At 30.0% G+C, this 17286-nt stretch carries 20 protein-coding genes and 1 other annotated feature; all 20 genes read left to right on the forward strand.

Going from position 1 to position 17286, the window contains the following annotated elements; translation table 11 throughout:
• The 20 genes from RBU61_RS04125 to RBU61_RS04220 all read left to right on the forward strand — a co-directional run bounded on the left by RBU61_RS04125 (position 1) and on the right by RBU61_RS04220 (position 17285).
• Entirely contained in the window at positions 1 to 621 is a 621-nt protein-coding gene (locus RBU61_RS04125; RefSeq protein ID WP_308878305.1) for a precorrin-8X methylmutase, read from the forward strand.
• Positions 618 to 1694 (forward strand): cobalt-precorrin-5B (C(1))-methyltransferase CbiD, encoded by a 1077-nt coding sequence (cbiD, locus tag RBU61_RS04130; protein ID WP_308878306.1) that lies wholly within the window; start codon positions 618 to 620, stop codon positions 1692 to 1694. The genes RBU61_RS04125 and cbiD overlap by 4 nt, the downstream gene beginning before the upstream one ends.
• Positions 1688 to 2284: a precorrin-6y C5,15-methyltransferase (decarboxylating) subunit CbiE gene (gene cbiE / locus RBU61_RS04135; RefSeq protein WP_308878308.1), complete on the forward strand. Its 597-nt coding sequence runs from the start codon at positions 1688 to 1690 to the stop codon at positions 2282 to 2284. Before cbiD ends, cbiE begins: the two co-directional genes overlap by 7 nt.
• Positions 2271 to 2825 (forward strand): precorrin-6Y C5,15-methyltransferase (decarboxylating) subunit CbiT, encoded by a 555-nt coding sequence (cbiT, locus tag RBU61_RS04140; protein ID WP_308879760.1) that lies wholly within the window; start codon positions 2271 to 2273, stop codon positions 2823 to 2825. Before cbiE ends, cbiT begins: the two co-directional genes overlap by 14 nt.
• Entirely contained in the window at positions 2818 to 3573 is a 756-nt protein-coding gene (gene cobM, locus RBU61_RS04145) for a precorrin-4 C(11)-methyltransferase (RefSeq protein ID WP_308878309.1), read from the forward strand. The genes cbiT and cobM overlap by 8 nt, the downstream gene beginning before the upstream one ends.
• Positions 3570 to 4592, forward strand: a complete 1023-nt coding sequence (gene cbiG, locus RBU61_RS04150; protein WP_308878310.1) for a cobalt-precorrin 5A hydrolase — start codon at positions 3570 to 3572, stop codon at positions 4590 to 4592. The genes cobM and cbiG overlap by 4 nt, the downstream gene beginning before the upstream one ends.
• On the forward strand, positions 4585 to 5307 hold the full coding sequence (cobJ, locus tag RBU61_RS04155; protein WP_308878311.1) for a precorrin-3B C(17)-methyltransferase: 723 nt from the start codon (positions 4585 to 4587) through the stop codon (positions 5305 to 5307). The genes cbiG and cobJ overlap by 8 nt, the downstream gene beginning before the upstream one ends.
• Positions 5304 to 6053: a precorrin-6A reductase gene (cobK, locus tag RBU61_RS04160; RefSeq protein WP_308878313.1), complete on the forward strand. Its 750-nt coding sequence runs from the start codon at positions 5304 to 5306 to the stop codon at positions 6051 to 6053. The genes cobJ and cobK overlap by 4 nt, the downstream gene beginning before the upstream one ends.
• The gene (locus tag RBU61_RS04165) at positions 6054 to 6308 is read left to right on the forward strand and encodes a cysteine-rich small domain-containing protein (RefSeq protein ID WP_308878314.1); all 255 of its coding nucleotides are present in this window, start codon (positions 6054 to 6056) and stop codon (positions 6306 to 6308) included.
• 17 nt (positions 6309 to 6325) lie between these two features.
• Positions 6326 to 7399: a nicotinate-nucleotide--dimethylbenzimidazole phosphoribosyltransferase gene (cobT, locus tag RBU61_RS04170; RefSeq protein ID WP_308878315.1), complete on the forward strand. Its 1074-nt coding sequence runs from the start codon at positions 6326 to 6328 to the stop codon at positions 7397 to 7399.
• A 13-nt stretch (positions 7400 to 7412) separates the two neighbouring features.
• Positions 7413 to 7949, forward strand: coding sequence for a bifunctional adenosylcobinamide kinase/adenosylcobinamide-phosphate guanylyltransferase (gene cobU, locus RBU61_RS04175; RefSeq protein ID WP_308878316.1), 537 nt, complete (start codon positions 7413 to 7415; stop codon positions 7947 to 7949).
• Positions 7946 to 8680: an adenosylcobinamide-GDP ribazoletransferase gene (gene cobS / locus RBU61_RS04180; RefSeq protein WP_308878317.1), complete on the forward strand. Its 735-nt coding sequence runs from the start codon at positions 7946 to 7948 to the stop codon at positions 8678 to 8680. The genes cobU and cobS overlap by 4 nt, the downstream gene beginning before the upstream one ends.
• On the forward strand, positions 8671 to 9237 hold the full coding sequence (locus tag RBU61_RS04185) for a histidine phosphatase family protein (RefSeq protein ID WP_308878318.1): 567 nt from the start codon (positions 8671 to 8673) through the stop codon (positions 9235 to 9237). The genes cobS and RBU61_RS04185 overlap by 10 nt, the downstream gene beginning before the upstream one ends.
• Positions 9238 to 9329: 92 nt before the next feature.
• A complete protein-coding gene (locus RBU61_RS04190) occupies positions 9330 to 9986 on the forward strand; it encodes a response regulator transcription factor (protein ID WP_308878319.1) in 657 nt (218 codons plus the stop codon).
• The gene (locus RBU61_RS04195; RefSeq protein WP_308878320.1) at positions 9983 to 11308 is read left to right on the forward strand and encodes a HAMP domain-containing sensor histidine kinase; all 1326 of its coding nucleotides are present in this window, start codon (positions 9983 to 9985) and stop codon (positions 11306 to 11308) included. The genes RBU61_RS04190 and RBU61_RS04195 overlap by 4 nt, the downstream gene beginning before the upstream one ends.
• 311 nt (positions 11309 to 11619) lie before the next feature.
• A complete protein-coding gene (locus RBU61_RS04200) occupies positions 11620 to 12768 on the forward strand; it encodes a hypothetical protein (protein WP_308878321.1) in 1149 nt (382 codons plus the stop codon).
• 132 nt (positions 12769 to 12900) lie between these two features.
• Positions 12901 to 13157: a binding site (T-box leader), on the forward strand.
• Positions 13158 to 13240: 83 nt separating this feature from the next.
• Positions 13241 to 14449, forward strand: a complete 1209-nt coding sequence (gene tyrS, locus RBU61_RS04205; RefSeq protein ID WP_308878322.1) for a tyrosine--tRNA ligase — start codon at positions 13241 to 13243, stop codon at positions 14447 to 14449.
• Positions 14450 to 14600: 151 nt separating this feature from the next.
• Positions 14601 to 15707 (forward strand): HD-GYP domain-containing protein, encoded by a 1107-nt coding sequence (locus RBU61_RS04210; RefSeq protein ID WP_308878323.1) that lies wholly within the window; start codon positions 14601 to 14603, stop codon positions 15705 to 15707.
• Between the two features lie 195 nt (positions 15708 to 15902).
• Positions 15903 to 16640 (forward strand): GntR family transcriptional regulator, encoded by a 738-nt coding sequence (locus RBU61_RS04215; RefSeq protein WP_308878324.1) that lies wholly within the window; start codon positions 15903 to 15905, stop codon positions 16638 to 16640.
• Positions 16641 to 16727: 87 nt separating this feature from the next.
• Complete coding sequence (locus RBU61_RS04220) at positions 16728 to 17285, forward strand: ECF-type riboflavin transporter substrate-binding protein (RefSeq protein WP_308878325.1); 558 nt, start codon at positions 16728 to 16730, stop codon at positions 17283 to 17285.
• Position 17286: the final 1 nt, after the last annotated feature.

The following is a 17286-nucleotide window of genomic DNA, read 5'->3' on the forward strand; positions in this document are numbered from 1 at the left end:
ATGTATATAAAAAATCCTATGGAAATAGAAAATAAAAGTATGGATATTATAGATGAAGTTATGAATGACACTAATTTTTCAGAAGAAGAAATGATAATAGCCAAAAGAATGATTCATACAACTGGAGATTTTGACTATAGAAATATAATAGTATTTAAAAATGATTTCATAGAAAAAGGAAAGAAAGCTATATTAAAAGGAACCACAATATTTACAGATACAAAGATGGCATATATGGGAATCAATAAACCTGCTCTTAAAAAGGCAAATTGTGAATTGAAATGTTTCATAGATGATGAAAGAGTATTTAAAATGTCTAAGGAATTGGGAACTACGAGGTCAGCTTGTGCAGTAGATTTAGCCATAGAGGAAGGTATAGATATATTTGTAATAGGAAATGCTCCCACTGCATTATTTAGGATATTGGAGTTAGTGAAGGAGGGAAAAGCAAATCCTAAATTCATTGTAGGAGTTCCTGTAGGATTTGTTGGTGCGGCAGAGTCAAAGGAGTATTTAAGAGAATTTGATATTCCATCTATATCTACAGTAGGTACTAAAGGCGGAAGCAATGTAGCTGCCTCTATTATCAATGCCCTATTATATATGGTGGTAGGAAGATGACTTTAGATTTGTATATCCTTAAAGAAGGGAAAAAATTAAGATGTGGATATACTACAGGTTCATGTGCAGCGGCAGCAGCTAAGGCGGCAGCTATTATGCTGGAAAAAAAAGAGATAATAAATTATGTGGAAATAGATACTCCAGCTAATATTAGGCTAAAACTTGAAGTAACTAACCCAGTTATTGAAGGAAATAAAGCCATATGCTCTATTGTAAAAGATGCAGGAGATGATCCAGATAATACAGATGGTATAGAAATATATGCAGAAGTTTCTAAGAGAAATGATGGAGAAGTTTTCATAGAAGGCGGAGAAGGTATTGGAAGAATAAAGAGAAAAGGATTATTTGGAGAAGTAGGAGAAGCGGCTATTAATCCAGTACCTAGAAAGATGATAGAAAGGGAAGTAAGGGAAATCTCAGATAGTGGCTATGATATAACTATATTTGCCCCTCAAGGAGAAGAACTTGGGAAAAAGACTTTCAATAAAAATATAGGTATTGAAGGGGGTATATCTATTATTGGAACTAAGGGAATAGTATATCCTATGAGTGAAGAAGCATTAATAAAAACCATATATATGGAAGTGGATATGATAGAGGAGACTAAAGGGAAAGATAGTATAGTTTTAGTACCAGGGAATTATGGGGAAAAAATAGGAGAAGAATTAGGAATTAAAGAACCAAAGGTGAAAATATCAAACTTTATAGGAGATAGTTTACTATATATCTATAATAAAGGTTTTAAATCCATGACTTTAATAGGTCATATAGGTAAATTTGCTAAACTATCCATAGGAGTATTTAATACTCATAGTAAAGTATGTGATGGAAGAATGGAATCATTTATATATTATTTATCACTTATGGGTGCTCCGATTGAATTGCTTAATAAAGTAAATAATGCAGTAACAGCAGAAGAAGGATTAAATATATGTATAGAAGCAGGTTATGGTAGTGTTGTAAAACATATGGAAAAGGGAGCAGAGGAAAGAATAAGAAAGTATTTAAAAGATGAAAATTATAATGTAAAAGTAATTATATATTCCATGGAAAGAGGTGTGAATATATGTTAATAGTAGCAGGAATAGGGCCGGGAAATCCAAATTATTTGACTTATGATGTAAGAGAAAAAATAGAAAATGCAAAGTATATTTTAGCCTTTGGAAGAATTGCAAATTCTCTTAAAGAAATTAGAGATGATATTGTAGAAGTAAATAAAGTAGAAGAAATAGTAAATTACATAGATGATGAAAAGGACACATTATTACTTGCATCAGGAGATCCCAATTTTTTTGGAATAGTAGACTTTTTAAAGAAAAAAGGACTTAGGGTAAAGGAAGTATTGCCTGGGATTTCTTCATTTCAATATATGATGGCAAAGCTTCAAAAATCATGGCAAGAAGGAGTATTTTTGTCTCTCCATGGAAGGAATGAGAACTTAGAAAGTATTAGAGAAAATAGACTTAGTATATTGCTTATAGATAAATATAATTTACCCAGTAAAATATCTAATGATTTATATAGATTGAATATTAAAGGAAAAATATATGCAGGATTTAATCTATCCTATGATGATGAAAAAATAATAGTAAGAAATATAGGAGAAGAAATAGAAGATATTTCTTCCCTTGGGGTGGTGATAATTGAAAATGAAATGGATTAAAGATGAAGAATTTATAAGAGGAAATATTCCTATGACTAAATTTAACATTAGAATCCTGACTTTAGGATATTTAGCCATAGAAAAAGGAGACAGATTTTTAGATATAGGAGCAGGTACAGGTTCTATATCTATAGAAGCAGCTCTCCATGGAGCAAAGGTTTATGCCATAGAGAGAGAAGAAGAAGGAGTAGAACTAATAAAGACCAACAGAGAAAAATTTGGTGTAGATATTGATATAATAAAAGGACAAGCACCGGAAGATTTACCTAATATAAAGATAAATAAATGTTTTATAGGTGGCAGTGGTGGCCAATTAGAAGGAATATTTTCTTATTTAGATATAAATTTAGAAGATAATGGAATAGTATGTGGAAATTTTATAACCGTTAAAAACTTAAATAATTTTATGGAATTACTTAATAAGCATAGATATAAAGATATAGAAGTACAGCTTATTCAAGGATCGGTTATGGATAAGATAGGACTTTTAAAGGGACAAAATCCAATATTTATAGTAAAGGGAGTGAAGTCTAATGATTAGCTTTGTAGGTGCAGGACCAGGAAATGTGGATTTAATCACAGTAAAAGGAAGAAGACTTTTAGAAGAAGCAGATGTTATTATATATGCAGGTTCATTAGTATCTAAGGAACATTTGGAGTTTTGCAAGGAAGGGGCTAGACTATACGATTCAGCTTCAATGACTTTAGAGGAAGTAATTGAAGTAATGGAAATATCCATGAGAGATAATCTAAAAGTAGTTAGATTACATACAGGAGATCCTACTATATATGGAGCCATAAGGGAGCAAATGGATTTATTGAACAGTAAGGGAATAGAGTATCAGGTAATCCCAGGAGTAAGTTCCTTTACTGCTGCCTGTGCTTCCATAAAGAGAGAATTTACATTACCTGATGTAAGTCAAACTGTAATACTTACTCGTATAGAAGGACGTACTCCAGTACCAAAGGAAGAGGATTTAGAAAGTTTAGCAAAACATAGGGCTTCCATGGCAATATTTTTATCGGTACAGGAAATAGGCAGAGTAGTAGAAAAATTAGTAAAAGGATATGGCAGAGATGATATACCTGTAGCTGTAGTATACAAAGCTACATGGGAAGACGAAGATATATTATTTGGTACTCTTGGAGATATAGAAGAAAAGGTAAAAGAGAAAAATATCAACAAAATGGCACAAATATTAGTAGGCAATTTTATAGAAGGAGAATATGAAAGGTCGAAATTATATGACCCTAGTTTCACCCATAAATTTAGGAGTGCATCTCAATGAAAATAGCCTGTCTATCCTTTACCCATAAAGGTAAAGAAATAGGTGAAAAATTAAAGGCTCTTGGTAAAAAGGGAGAATATTCATTTCATCATTATTCAAATGATGAAATAGAAGGTGGAATAAAAAATCGATTGGATTATATTTGGAAAGAATATAATGGTCTAGTATTTATTTCATCTACTGGAATAGCCATACGAATGATAAATTCATATATAAAAAATAAAACCATGGACCCAGCCATAGTAGTCGTAGATGATTGTGGCAGATTTTCCATATCTTTATTGTCAGGACACTTAGGTGGAGCAAATGAGCTTTCTAATTGGATTGGAAAAGAAATAGATGCTATTCCAGTTATAACTACTGCATCTGACAATAGAGGTATAGAAGCTATAGATATATTTGCTAAGCAAAACAACTATTACATGGATAATATGAAATTGGTGACTAAAATAACTGGAATGATGGTAAATGGAAAGACATTGGGCTTTTATTCTGAAGACTATAAAACAATTAATTATCCTAATATAGTAATAGTTAAAGATTTAAACAATATACCTTCTGAAATAGAAGGTTTAATTATAGTAAGTTCAGAAAATCTACAGATTGAAAATATAAATATTCCATATATATATCTAAGACCTAAAAATATAAACATTGGAATTGGATGCAGAAAAGGAGTGGAGGGAAAAAGAATTATTGAAGCTGTAGAATCTGCTATGAAGGAATTAAATCTTTCTAAGAATAGCATAAGAGCAATTGGTACAGTAGAAGTAAAAAAAGATGAAGAAGGTATTATAGAAGCTGCAAGATATTTTAATTGTCCAATTAAAATATTTACCATAGAAGAAATAAAGGAAGTAGAAGATAAATTTGAGAAGTCTCAGTTTGTGAAAGATACAATAGGAGTTTATTCGGTATCAGAGCCTTCAGCATACTTACTTGGTGGAAAATTAATTAAAGAGAAATCAAAATATAATGGTATTACAATATCCATATCAAAGGAGACAAGAAATGGCTAAATTATATGTAGTAGGCATAGGACCAGGCAGTAGAGAACATATGACTTATAAAGCAGTAGAAGTAATTAAGAAAAGTGATGTAATAGTAGGATATACTCCTTATATAGAATATTTAGGAGATTTAGTAGAAGGAAAAGAACTTTTTTCTACAGGAATGAAAGGCGAAATAGAAAGATGTAAAGTAGCCATAGAAAAGGTTAAAGAAGGGAAAAATACAGTAATTGTAAGTACAGGTGATTCAGGTCTTTATGGAATGGCAGGACCAATTCTAGAATTGGCAGAAGATATAGAAGTAGAAATAATACCAGGAGTTACAGCAGCATTTTCCGCAGCAGCAGAACTAGGTTCTCCTATTATGCACGATTATGCTTCAATTAGTTTGTCTGACTTACTTACTCCTTGGGAAGTAATAGAAAACAGACTAGAAAAAGCTGCTGAGGCTGATTTTGTAATTTCCATATATAATCCTAAATCAAAGGGAAGAAAGGAACATCTAGAGAAGGCAGTAAATATAATTTTAAATTATAGAAAAATTGATACGCCAGTAGGTATAGTTAAAAATTCAGGCAGAAAAGGTACAGAAATCACAATTACTACTTTAGGCAGTATAGATTATGATAGAGTAGATATGCTTTGTGTACTTATTATTGGAAACTCTAACTCTTATATAAAGGGTGATAAAATCATTACACCAAGGGGATACAATATAAAATGATTTGGATAATAGGTGGAACCAGTGAAGCGCGAGAAATAGTAGATAGGATAAAAGATATAGATGATTATATTGTTACTATGGCAACAGATGGGGGAAAAGAATTTCTTCATAGTGATAAAATCCTAATAGGAAGAATGAATTATGAGGAAATGATAGAGTTTTGCAAAGAAAATAAAATATCCCTAATAGTAGATTTAACCCATCCCTATGCCAAAATAGTATCAGAAAATGCAAAAAAAGTGGCAAAGACTTTGGAAATAGATTATATTAGATATATAAGGGATAAAATGGACGTAGAAAATAATATTATCTACTTACAAAGCTATGAAGAATCCTATAACTATCTATCGGAGATTTCAGGAACAGTGTTTTTTACAACAGGCTCTAAAAATATTGGAGATTTTGAAAAGATACGAGGAAATAATAGATTTATATATAGAATACTTCCTGCATTGGAAAGCATAGAGGAATGTAAGAAATATAATGTACAGATGAAAGACATAGTTGCAATACTAGGGCCATTCTCAAAGGAATATAATAAGGTTATGTTTAGGGAATATAGTCCTAAATATTGTGTTATGAAAGATAGTGGGCATAGAGGCGGTACGCTGGAAAAGATACAGGCCTGCCAGGAATTAGGTATAATACCAATATTAATAGGTAGAGAATATGAAACTGGAATTAGAGATTTAAATGTAATAGAGAAGATAATTAGAGAAAAAAATAATATGGAAGGAGATATATAGATGGAAAACTCCTATAGATTTTATAGAAATATGGATTGTGACTATTTTCCATGTCATAAATTAGAAAATGCAGAAGAGTTTAATTGTATGTTTTGCTATTGCCCCCTATATTTATTAGAAGATTGCGGAGGGAATCATATGGACAATTATGGTGTTAAGGATTGTTCTAATTGTCTTGTACCTCATAGACCAAATGGTTATGATTATATAAATAAAAAGTTAATTGAACAAAATAATCTTAAAAGAAATAAATAATATAAGGATGTGTACATATGAAACTACTTAAAGATACTCTAGAATTAATAACACCTACAAATGAGGAAGTGAAGAATCTAGTAAGGAATCAATGGGATGGGCTGGTAAAGCCAATGGGAAGTCTAGGTACATTGGAAGAAGCAACTATAAAAATAGCAGGTATGACTGGAAAGGTAAACAACAAAATTGATAAAAAAGCAATTGTTGTAATGTGTAGTGATAATGGAGTAGCAGAAGAAGGAGTCAGCTCTGCTCCACAGATATTTACCAAGGTACTAACTGAAAGTATGACAAAAGGAGTAACAGGAGTTGCTACTTTAGGTAAATATACAAATACAGATATAGTTACTGTAAATCTAGGAGTAATAGGGGAAATAGATGACTCTAAAATAATAAATAGGAAAATTGCCAATGGAACAAAAAATTTTGTAAAAGAACCTGCAATGGCTTATGATGAAGCCGTTAAGTCTATAGAAATAGGTATAGAAATAGGAGACAAGCTATATAACGCGGGATATGATATATTAGGTACTGGAGAAGTTGGTATAGGAAATACTACTACTGCAGCAGCAGTTTTATCAGCTTTAACAGGTCTGGATGTAGATATAACCTGTGGAAAAGGTGCAGGTTTAACTGATGAACAACATTCAAATAAAAAAGATGTAATAAGAAAAGGTATAGAAAAAAACAAACCCAATGGTGAAGACCCTATTGATGTAATATCAAAAGTAGGGGGGTTTGATATAGGAGGTATGTGTGGCTTATTTTTATCGGCTGCCAAAAACAAAAGACCTGTAGTCATAGATGGATTTATATCATCTACAGCGGCTCTTTGTGCTGTTAAATTAAATCCTTTAGTTAAAGAATATATAATTCCATCTCATTTATCTGGAGAACCTGGGGCAAAGTATGTAATGGATAAGCTAGGTCTAAAACCTATGTTAAATTTAGGTATGAGATTAGGTGAAGGTTCAGGATGTCCACTGGCTTTTCAAATTATAGAGGCGGGAGTATATACATTGGAAAACATGGGAACTTTTGAATCTTTGTCATTAGACGGTGACGCATTAGTAGATATAAGAGAAGATTAAATGGAGTGGTAAAATGATTACATTAGTTACAGGTGGTGCAAGGTCAGGGAAAAGTAGATTTGCAGAAAGTATATATAAAGATACTTTAGATGTGGTGTATATAGCCACATCTAAGGTTACGGATGATGAAATGGCAGAACGAATAAATCTTCATAGGGAATCTAGACCAAGGGAATGGAGAACCTATGAGGGAAATTATGGACTTCAAAATGCAATAGATGAAGAAAAAAATTACTTTTTAGATTGTATAACAGTACTTACTTCCAATATAATGTTTGATATATCTAAGGATATAGAGTATATAGACTATGATTTGCAAAATAAAATAGAAAATACTATAATAGAGGAATTAAAAGCCTTAATAGATAAAGTTAGAGAAAAAGATTATAATCTAGTATTAGTAACAAATGAAGTAGGAGATTCCATAGTTCCAGAACACCATATATCTAGAGTATTTAGAGACATTCAAGGAAGGATAAACCAAAGGATAGCTTCAATTTCAGATCAGGTTTATTTGGTATGTTGTGGCATACCAGTGAAAATTAAATGATAAATGGACTTATACTTTCTCTACAGTTTTTTACAAGAATACCCATCAATATAAATGTAGATTTTAATGAAAAAAATATTAAATATAGTGTCTTTTTCTTACCCTTAGTGGGAGTAATAATAGGAGGATTTGGAGGTTTAGTTTATTACCTAATATCACCCTATAATATTCAATTAGCTTCTTTTTTAACACTATTAGCTACGATTATATTGACTGGAGGACTACATCTAGACGGACTATCAGATACTTTTGATGGTTTTTTGTCCAATAGAGATAGGGAAAAAACTCTAGAGATTATGAAAGATAGTAGGATAGGGGCTTTTGGAGTAATAAGCTTAATTCTTTTAATTTTATTTAAGTTTATCTTGATTTCAAGTGTAAAAAATCTGCCTTTAGCCATAACCTTATCCTTTGCAAACAGTAGACTGGTACTCAGCTATATAATATCTTATAAAAAAAATGGAAGACCAGGAGGCTTGGGAGAATTATTTCATAAAAGTAATCCTAAGCACATGATGTTTATAAGTGGAATTATATATATAACTATATTAATCTTATTAGACATAAGATATATAATACCCCTTATAATTACATTTTTATTTGGAGAATATATGTCTTTTATATCTTATAAAAAAATAGATGGATTAACAGGAGATGTATATGGTGCAATTATAGAGTTAGGAGAGGCTATTTCTCTACTTAGCTTTTGGAGTGTGATGATATGGATATAATTATGATAAGACATGGAGAAACAGAAGATAATATAAGAAAGATATTTAGTAGAGATAATACTAGACTTACAGATAATGGTATACAACAAATTAAAAAAACTAAGGAACTACTAAAGCATTTTAACTACAATAAAATATACTATAGTCCCTTAACAAGAACTGTGGAAACTTTAGAAAATCTAGAGCTAGAAGGGATAGAAGAAGAAAGAATTAGAGAAATCAACTTTGGGATATTCACTGGAAAAACCTTTGAGGAAATATCAGAAATTTATCCTATGGAAAGTAAGGCTTGGGTAGAAGATTCAATTAATTATGCAATTCCTCAAGGGGAAAGCTTAATAGATGTATATAGTAGACTAAGTGAATTTTTAGAAGAGATTTCCAAAGAAGAAGAGAATATTTTATTGGTCTGCCATGATTGTATAATAAGACTTGCCTTATGTTGGATATTTGATAATCCCGATTATTTTTTTAGATTTAAAGTAGATAATGGAAGTATAAACATAATATCAATAGAAGATGGATTTAAATATATAAAAAAATTAAATTATAACTAAAAATATAAGAGACAGTTCTTCAATGTAGCATATGAAGGACTGTATTTTGTAAATAAGGAGAAATTATATTTTAATGGAAGGTGAACAAAATTATGGCAAAAATTCTAATAGTTGAAGACGATAAATCCATAAATGATTTAATAGCAATGAATCTTTCTGTTGTTGGATATGACTGTGAAAAGGTATTTGACGGCGATATGGCTGTAAAAATGATAAGGAATAATCAGTATGATTTAATACTATTGGATATTATGTTGCCAGGAGTCAGTGGTATTGATTTATTAAGATCAAATATAGGTGAAAATACTAAAGTAATTTTAATTACTGCAAAAAGTGGATTAAAGGATAAATTGGAGGCTTTTAATCTTGGAGCCTATGATTATATAGTAAAACCATTTGAAATGCTAGAGTTGATTGCTAGGGTAAAGGTTGCCTTAAAAGGCAGCCATACACAAGAAAATATAAAAATAAAAGATGTGGAGATTAGATTAAAAGAACATAAAGTCTTAAAATCTGGTAGAGAAGTTGAATTGACCATTTTAGAATATAATTTATTAGAAACACTTGTTATAAATAGGAATGTGGCTTTATCAAGGGAGAAACTATTAGAACTTGTTTGGGGCTATGATTTCACAGGTGATAGTAGAACAGTAGATGTACATATTATGAAATTACGTAAAAAGTTAGATTTTGAGGATGTTATAAAAACGGTTTATAAAATGGGTTATAGGCTTGAGGTAAGCCAATGAAAATAAAATATAAGTTGATTTTAGTTACTATATTAATGTTTATTATTACAATAAATATTATAGCGGGTATATCCATAAGTCAGTATAACTCCTTATTTATGGAAAGAGAATTGAATTCAGCAAAAAATGAAATGAATTTTATAATAAATAGCATTGAAAACTATGCAAAAGACTTGCAGGCAAGAGGCGGAACTTATAATAAGGATAGCTTAATTTCAATTATTGAAATTTATAAAAAATATTATATAACTCAAAATATCACTTTGGACCATAGTGAAGAAAATATTGAAGATAGTATATATCTAGATACAGAAGAAGGAAATATTGTAATTCAAAATAAATTCAATGAACCATTTGAAAGTATTTCCCTTATATTTAAGAAGAGTTTTCAGGATATTTATAACCTACAGAAAAGATGGAATGATTCTTTTGTAAAAGTGTATTTACTTCTTTCTGGAATATTAATTTTAATATTGATGTTTATTATTGGAAGGATATTTAAACCTTTAGATAATTTAATAGATAAGACAGAACAAATAATTCTTGAAAATTCGAAAGAGAAACTACTAGTAAATTCCGATGACGAAGTTGGAGAACTTAGTATGAAGTTTAATATTATGCTTGATTTATTAAATGTAAATATGGAACAGATTAAGGAAGGGGCAAAGGAGAAGCAATGGCTTCTAGATAATTTGACTCATGAAATGAGGACGCCACTTACAAGTATTCAAGGATTTAGTGAATATCTTATGAGAACAAATGCTACTGAAGAAGATAGACTTGTAGCATTAAACCATATCAATGAGGAAACAAGCAGATTAAAACAACTTATTGATAAAATGTTTGATTTAATGACATTGAAAAAAGAAAGTTTAGATATAGTTCAATTGAATTCAAATGAAATTGCTGATACTTTAAGAAAGATAGAATTTCAAAAATTAAAGATGAAAAACATAAAGTTTAAGGTAAACATTAAAACAGACCATTTTTTTGCAGACCAGGATTTAATATTAATTGTTTTAACCAATCTAATAGATAATGCCGTTAATGTGTCAAAGGATAATTCTGAAATTGAAATGGCTATCTATAGGGAAGAAAACAAGGCGGTTATAAGAATATCAGATAAAGGGGAAGGAATCGCTGAAAATGATATTCCTTATATATTTGATCCATTTTTTAAATCCGATAAAAATAGACCAGCAAGTTATAAAGGTGCCGGTTTAGGATTGAGTCTATGTAAAAAGATTATAGATTTACATAATGGACATATAGAAGTTAAAAGTCAAAAGAATATTGGAACAGAGTTTTATATTTGGATTTAATTATAGATAACCAACATAGACCATAATAAAAATACCGTTCCTGCTGTTTCGAACATGGGTAACTCCTACAATTCATTCAACTACAAAATCCTAAAATTTATAACTCGATACGCTCAAACATATAAATTTCTTTACGGATTTTATAGCTTCATTCATTGGGAGTTATTCCATATTCTCCAAATGCAGTCACTTAGTATTTTTATTATGATGTTGATTATTTATGGTTGAAATTTTACAACTTAATCATAACTTTATAACATCTTGATAAAAAATCAATGTTAATATTGAGAAAAAGAAAGAGGTGTAAAATTATGAAAAGATTTAAAGGATTTAAAGGAACTCCAGTTATTGTTTTAGGAGTATTATTATTAATATCTGCATTTATATTTCCTAGTGTAGCAGATAATATTCAAACTAAGGGAATTGAAAAGGCAGGTAAGGATTTAAATATTAATTTTCCTAAGATAACGGAGTTGGTTATTGAAGAGGGACAAGAAGAAACAAACAAGGAAGACATTATTACAATCAGTGATGAGGAAGAAAAGGTCTTTGATGATATTGTTTTATTAATACAAAAATCTACATTACCAATAGCACTAAAAAATCGAGAACTTAGTGAAAGTGAATCAAATAGAATGGTGGAGTTGAGAAAGAAGTTTAAAGCAGGAGAGATCAAGAGTGAAAAGACAATGGCAATAGGAGAAAATCTTGAAAAACCATATTATAACCCTGAAAATGAAACATATTATTATCCTGAGACAGAAATGACAGATGAAGATATGCTTCAAATCATAGTTTTTGACGAAAAACTTAATAGAGCGTTCTCTAGATTTCGTGAAACCTATATCCAGGAAGTTATGGAGAATTTAGAGCCTAAAATTTCAGAGGAAGAAGCAATAAAGTCAGCTAAAGAGATTGTTGAGAAAGTATATAATGTAGACCTTGATAATATGAAAATCAGCTGTAGTTTCGATTCAACTGGGTTAAACAATAAAAAATATTGGAGTGTTGGATTTCAACCTAAAAACTTAGATACCTTAAGGGAACAGGAAAAACTATATTGGATATACTTTACAAAAGTTGATATTTATGATGGCAATGTAGTATATGTGGATTCATTTTATAGCAATCAAATGTCAGAAAGAGAGGGAGTAGCAGAAACAGATTTAAATAATATAGAGGAATATAAAAAAATGTCTGAAGAAATTCTAATAGAAAAGCTGAATATAAAGAATGTGGAATTCCTTAAAGCCTATGTTCGAAAACCTAATAACTTATTACCACATAAGATAACAAGTAAAAACCTATATCTAGTATTCAAGGCAGAAGATAGATATGTAGAAATGTTATTTTTATATGGAAGTAAAAGAATGGTGGGATTATCTTTCTATGATGACCCAGTAGAGCTAAATGAAAGAATTAATAAAATAGAAGAAAGATCCATAGGGAACATAAATTAGAATATATAATGAAGAAATAATAGTAAAATATCTAATTTTAATCGTTGACTTATTAAAAAATATAATATATAATCTTTCTAATTAATCATTGAATAATGAATATTTGCTGTATTTTGCATTTTGACTATAAAAATAAAAGTTGTGATAAGAATTAGTAGCAATCAGTATACCAAACAGAAAGTTACCGTATGATGAGAGGTGCATGGTTAGGGATTGTGAATACATCTTTGAGCTTTGCACCGAAGAGTTTTTACTTAGTAGGCTGCAACGGAAATCAGCTACCGTTATCTTGCTAGGGTATCTCATCTATGATGATGTACTTAATAAGGTAAGTAATGTGAGTTACTTATGAATTTAAGGTGGTAACACGAAATAATCTCGTCCTTTTGGAAACAATAGGGCGAGTTTTTTTATTGCTGAATTTTATAAGACTTTTAGATACTGAAAATAATATTTTAAGGAGATGTTAAATATGTTGAAGCCAAAAGAACAAATGCCAATTATTTTAAAGGGAGTCCATACTTTAATAAATGAAGAAGAGTTACTAGAAAAACTTAAAAAATCCTATAATCAGAAAAAACCATTAACTATTAAGCTGGGGCTGGACCCTTCTGCACCAGATATACATTTAGGCCATGCAGTCGTATTGCGTAAAATTAAACAAATGCAGGATTTAGGACATCATGTAGTAATTGTAATTGGAGATTTTACTGGAAAAATAGGTGATCCAACTGGGAAATCAAAGGGTAGAACTACTTTGAGTGATGAGGAAGTAAAGGAAAATGCTAAAACCTATTGTGAACAGATATTCAAAATACTTGATGTAGAAAAAACTGAAGTAAGGTTTAATAGTGAATGGCTTTCTAAACTTACTTTTGAAGATGTTATCAAACTTGCTGCTACTACAACAGTAGCTAGGATTCTTGAACGAGATGATTTCCATAATAGGTATCAGAATCAAGTTCCAATAGGAATTCATGAGTTTTTTTATCCATTAATGCAGGCATACGATTCCATTGAATTAAATTCAGATATTGAACTTGGAGGAACAGATCAAACCTTTAATATTCTTATGGGCAGAAATCTTCAAAAGTCATTTGAACAGGAACAGCAGATTGCTATGTTTATGCCTATTCTTGAAGGCTTAGACGGTGTGGAAAAAATGAGTAAAAGTCTTAAAAACTATATTGGTATAAATGAACCTGCTGAGATAATGTTTAAAAAGGTTATGGAAATTCCTGATGGGCTTATTATTAAATATTTTGAACTAGCAACTGACGAGCATCCTGATAAAATAGATAATATCAAATCAGAACTAAATAGTGGTGCAAATCCTCGAGATGTTAAATACCATTTGGCTAAAATTATAGTGTCACTTTACCGTAGTCCAGAAGAAGTAGAAAGGGCTATTGTATATTATGATACAGCATTTAGCAAAAAGGATATTCCAGAGGATATTCCAGAGCTATTAGTTAAAGGAGATAAAGAGACCATTGGAGATATTATTTTAGAAATAGTAAAAATAAATCTTGTAAAAAGTAAAAGTGAATTTATCCGATTAATAAATCAAGGAGGAGTTCAGTTAAATGGTGAAAAACTAACATCAGATGATATAAATAAGCCTATTAAATCAAATGATGTTATAAGGATAGGAAAAAAACGGTTTTTAAGATTTAAATAAAGTAGATTAATAGATAATAACTAACTTTTTTAAAAAGGGGACAAAGTACCATATCTTGAAAAACTTGACAATTACTTTAATTGAATGTTACAATTTTTACATTAGTTTTTAAAAGAATAAAAATATGTATTGATGCTAGAGGTGTACGGTAGTGAGAAAAATTCCAATAGAATATGCCAGAGAGGGAGATACCCTGGGTAAGACTTTGTACAATAACATGGGTGGTATGTTATTAAAGGAAGGATCTAGTCTTAATGAGTATATTATAGATAAGTTAAAAGCATATGGTTATTTAAGTATATATATTAAGGATAAATATACAGAAGAGGATATTGAAGATATTATAAAGCCTGAGGTTGTAAATAGGATATATAATCTACAGGGAAGTTTAAATAATATAATAAGAAATTCCAATAATGGAGAGAAAATAAATAGTAAAAATGTAAGGAAAAATGTAAAGGATCTTAATGAAATAATACAAGAGGTTGTTTATGATATTGTGTCCAGCAAAACTGTATTGGAAAATTTGGCAAGTATTTCTGTCTATGATGATTATACATTGACTCATAGTCTAAATATGATGATGTTATCTACAGTTATTGCTAAGGATATAGGATTTAATATGAATGAGATAAAAGCATTAGCAACAGGATGTGTATTTCATGATATAGGAAAAACATTTCTACCTATAGAGATAATTAACAAACCGGGAAAGTTTACTGATGAGGAGTTTAGGTTAGTACAATCCCATACAGAAAAGGGATATAAATTCTTGACTAATCATACAGATTTATCTGCTGTTTCAAGAAGTATTTCCTTATGTCATCATGAAAGGGAAGATGGGTTAGGGTATCCCAGAAAGTTAAAAGGTGACGAAATTCATATATTTAATAAAATAGCTTCTATATCCGATGTTTTTGATGCATTGACTTCAGATAGACCCTATAGAAGAGCTGTACCTTTACCTGATGCTATGGAGTATCTATTAGCATCAGGTGGAAATCACTTTAATATAGATTTAATTAAGGTGTTTTCCCAATCCATTAATATTTTTCCTAAAGATACCTTTGTACAATTAAGCGATAATAGAGAAGGTATTATATATGAAATAAACTCTGAATTTCATACAAGACCTAAGGTAAAGATCTATGGAGAAAATGGTAAAAAAGTAGCTCCTTATATAATAAATTTAATGGAGTATAATAATATAGTCATAGAAAAAGTCATACATATTTTTTCTTTTGATGAAAATAATTAAAAAAGAAGGTTATCGTTATTATAATGATAACCTTCTTTTTTAATATATGGTATGACATATATATTGATTAGGATGGAATAAATTGAATAATTCTATTAATCATGCTTGACAAAGCATAATTGATAGAATATTATAAAAATAGGCACTTGTCCAACAAGTGACAACTTGTTAAACAGGTTTAAACGGAGGTATAATATGTCCACAAGAAAAATAAGAAGCCAATCCTCATCTAAAATTCCGTCATATGTGCCTATATATAATATGTTGTACTCAGATATTATTAATGGCTTGTATGAAGAGGGAACAATATTACCTAGTGAGAGTGCATTGGGTGAAAAGTATAAGGTTAGCAGACATACCATAAGACAAGCCTTAACTATTTTAACAGAGGATGGGCTAATTTATAAACAACAAGGGAAAGGCAGCATAATAACAAATAAGAGTCAGGCAAATTACAATCAAGAAAAAAATATTTATAATATAATGTTAGAATGTGCTAAAAAAGAAATTGATGAGATTGATATTGAATATAATTTTTCTCCACCGACAGATATTGCAATGGAGAGATTGGGTATAAATGCAAATGAAATTGTAATGGCATCAAATAGTATATACTATATTGAAGGTAAGCCAGTAAGTCATGGATTTTTTCAGATTCCAGTAAAATATATAAATCTACTGCCTATTGATTTGAATAAAGAAAAGGATATATCGGAATTAATCAATAAAAATATTTTTGATATGGCTCACTCTGCTAAACTTCACATTAGATTGGTTTTGGCAGAAGAGAATATTATTCAATTCTTAGATGTAAAAGAAAATGAACCTATAATATATATTGAAGAAATATTAAAAAATGAAGAGTATGAGGGAATTGCCAGGTGTAAATATTATTTTATACCAAATTATTTTGATATAAATTTAAACCTATAGTTAAAGAATTCATTATGTCTCAAGACTAAAATATATTAAGTTAAGTTGTTTAGTGTAGACTTATATTATCTATTAAGGAGGAAGAAGATGAACAAATACTTTAAAGTAACAACCAAAACCATTGTTGCAACAGGATTAGGTGCTGCAATATTCATGCTTTTATTTATGTATGTAAAAATACCTTCACCAATTCCAGAGACAAGCTTTCAAACGGCATATGGTATATCTGCATTCTTTGCAACAATATACGGACCTATTGCAGGAGGACTTATAGGATTTATAGGACATGGACTTAGTGATGCAGTGCAATATGGTTCACCATGGTGGAGCTGGGTAATTGCAAGTGGAATTGCGAGTTTTATTTTTGGGTTTGCATATAAAAATACTAGGGTAGAAGATGGTGAATTTAAGGGTCAAGATATTGTAAAGTTTAATGTAATTCAAGTAGTTGGAAATCTTATTGCTTGGTTACTAGTTGCACCTATACTTGATATTTTAATCTATGCAGAGCCTGTAAAGCTTGTATTTGCACAGGGAGGAATAGCGGTAGTTATGAACTCCATAAGTTCTGGTGTAATAGGTACATTTTTTCTTATTGCATATTCTTCAACAAGAACAAAGAAAGGCAGTATAACTAAAAAATAAA

The organism is Tissierella sp. MB52-C2 (assembly GCF_030931715.1).
Taxonomy (GTDB): Bacteria; Bacillota; Clostridia; order Tissierellales; family Tissierellaceae; genus Tissierella.

Bases quoted from the DNA above. Each gene is read 5' to 3' on its own strand.
- RBU61_RS04125 (WP_308878305.1), top strand. From the start codon at position 1: ATGTATATAAAAAATCCTATGGAAATAGAAAATAAAAGTATGGATATT.
- cbiD (WP_308878306.1), top strand. From the start codon at position 618: ATGACTTTAGATTTGTATATCCTTAAAGAAGGGAAAAAATTAAGATGT.
- cbiE (WP_308878308.1), top strand. From the start codon at position 1,688: ATGTTAATAGTAGCAGGAATAGGGCCGGGAAATCCAAATTATTTGACT.
- cbiT (WP_308879760.1), top strand. From the start codon at position 2,271: ATGAAATGGATTAAAGATGAAGAATTTATAAGAGGAAATATTCCTATG.
- cobM (WP_308878309.1), top strand. From the start codon at position 2,818: ATGATTAGCTTTGTAGGTGCAGGACCAGGAAATGTGGATTTAATCACA.
- cbiG (WP_308878310.1), top strand. From the start codon at position 3,570: ATGAAAATAGCCTGTCTATCCTTTACCCATAAAGGTAAAGAAATAGGT.
- cobJ (WP_308878311.1), top strand. From the start codon at position 4,585: ATGGCTAAATTATATGTAGTAGGCATAGGACCAGGCAGTAGAGAACAT.
- cobK (WP_308878313.1), top strand. From the start codon at position 5,304: ATGATTTGGATAATAGGTGGAACCAGTGAAGCGCGAGAAATAGTAGAT.
- RBU61_RS04165 (WP_308878314.1), top strand. From the start codon at position 6,054: ATGGAAAACTCCTATAGATTTTATAGAAATATGGATTGTGACTATTTT.
- cobT (WP_308878315.1), top strand. From the start codon at position 6,326: ATGAAACTACTTAAAGATACTCTAGAATTAATAACACCTACAAATGAG.
- cobU (WP_308878316.1), top strand. From the start codon at position 7,413: ATGATTACATTAGTTACAGGTGGTGCAAGGTCAGGGAAAAGTAGATTT.
- cobS (WP_308878317.1), top strand. From the start codon at position 7,946: ATGATAAATGGACTTATACTTTCTCTACAGTTTTTTACAAGAATACCC.
- RBU61_RS04185 (WP_308878318.1), top strand. From the start codon at position 8,671: ATGGATATAATTATGATAAGACATGGAGAAACAGAAGATAATATAAGA.
- RBU61_RS04190 (WP_308878319.1), top strand. From the start codon at position 9,330: ATGGCAAAAATTCTAATAGTTGAAGACGATAAATCCATAAATGATTTA.
- RBU61_RS04195 (WP_308878320.1), top strand. From the start codon at position 9,983: ATGAAAATAAAATATAAGTTGATTTTAGTTACTATATTAATGTTTATT.
- RBU61_RS04200 (WP_308878321.1), top strand. From the start codon at position 11,620: ATGAAAAGATTTAAAGGATTTAAAGGAACTCCAGTTATTGTTTTAGGA.
- tyrS (WP_308878322.1), top strand. From the start codon at position 13,241: ATGTTGAAGCCAAAAGAACAAATGCCAATTATTTTAAAGGGAGTCCAT.
- RBU61_RS04215 (WP_308878324.1), top strand. From the start codon at position 15,903: ATGTCCACAAGAAAAATAAGAAGCCAATCCTCATCTAAAATTCCGTCA.
- RBU61_RS04220 (WP_308878325.1), top strand. From the start codon at position 16,728: ATGAACAAATACTTTAAAGTAACAACCAAAACCATTGTTGCAACAGGA.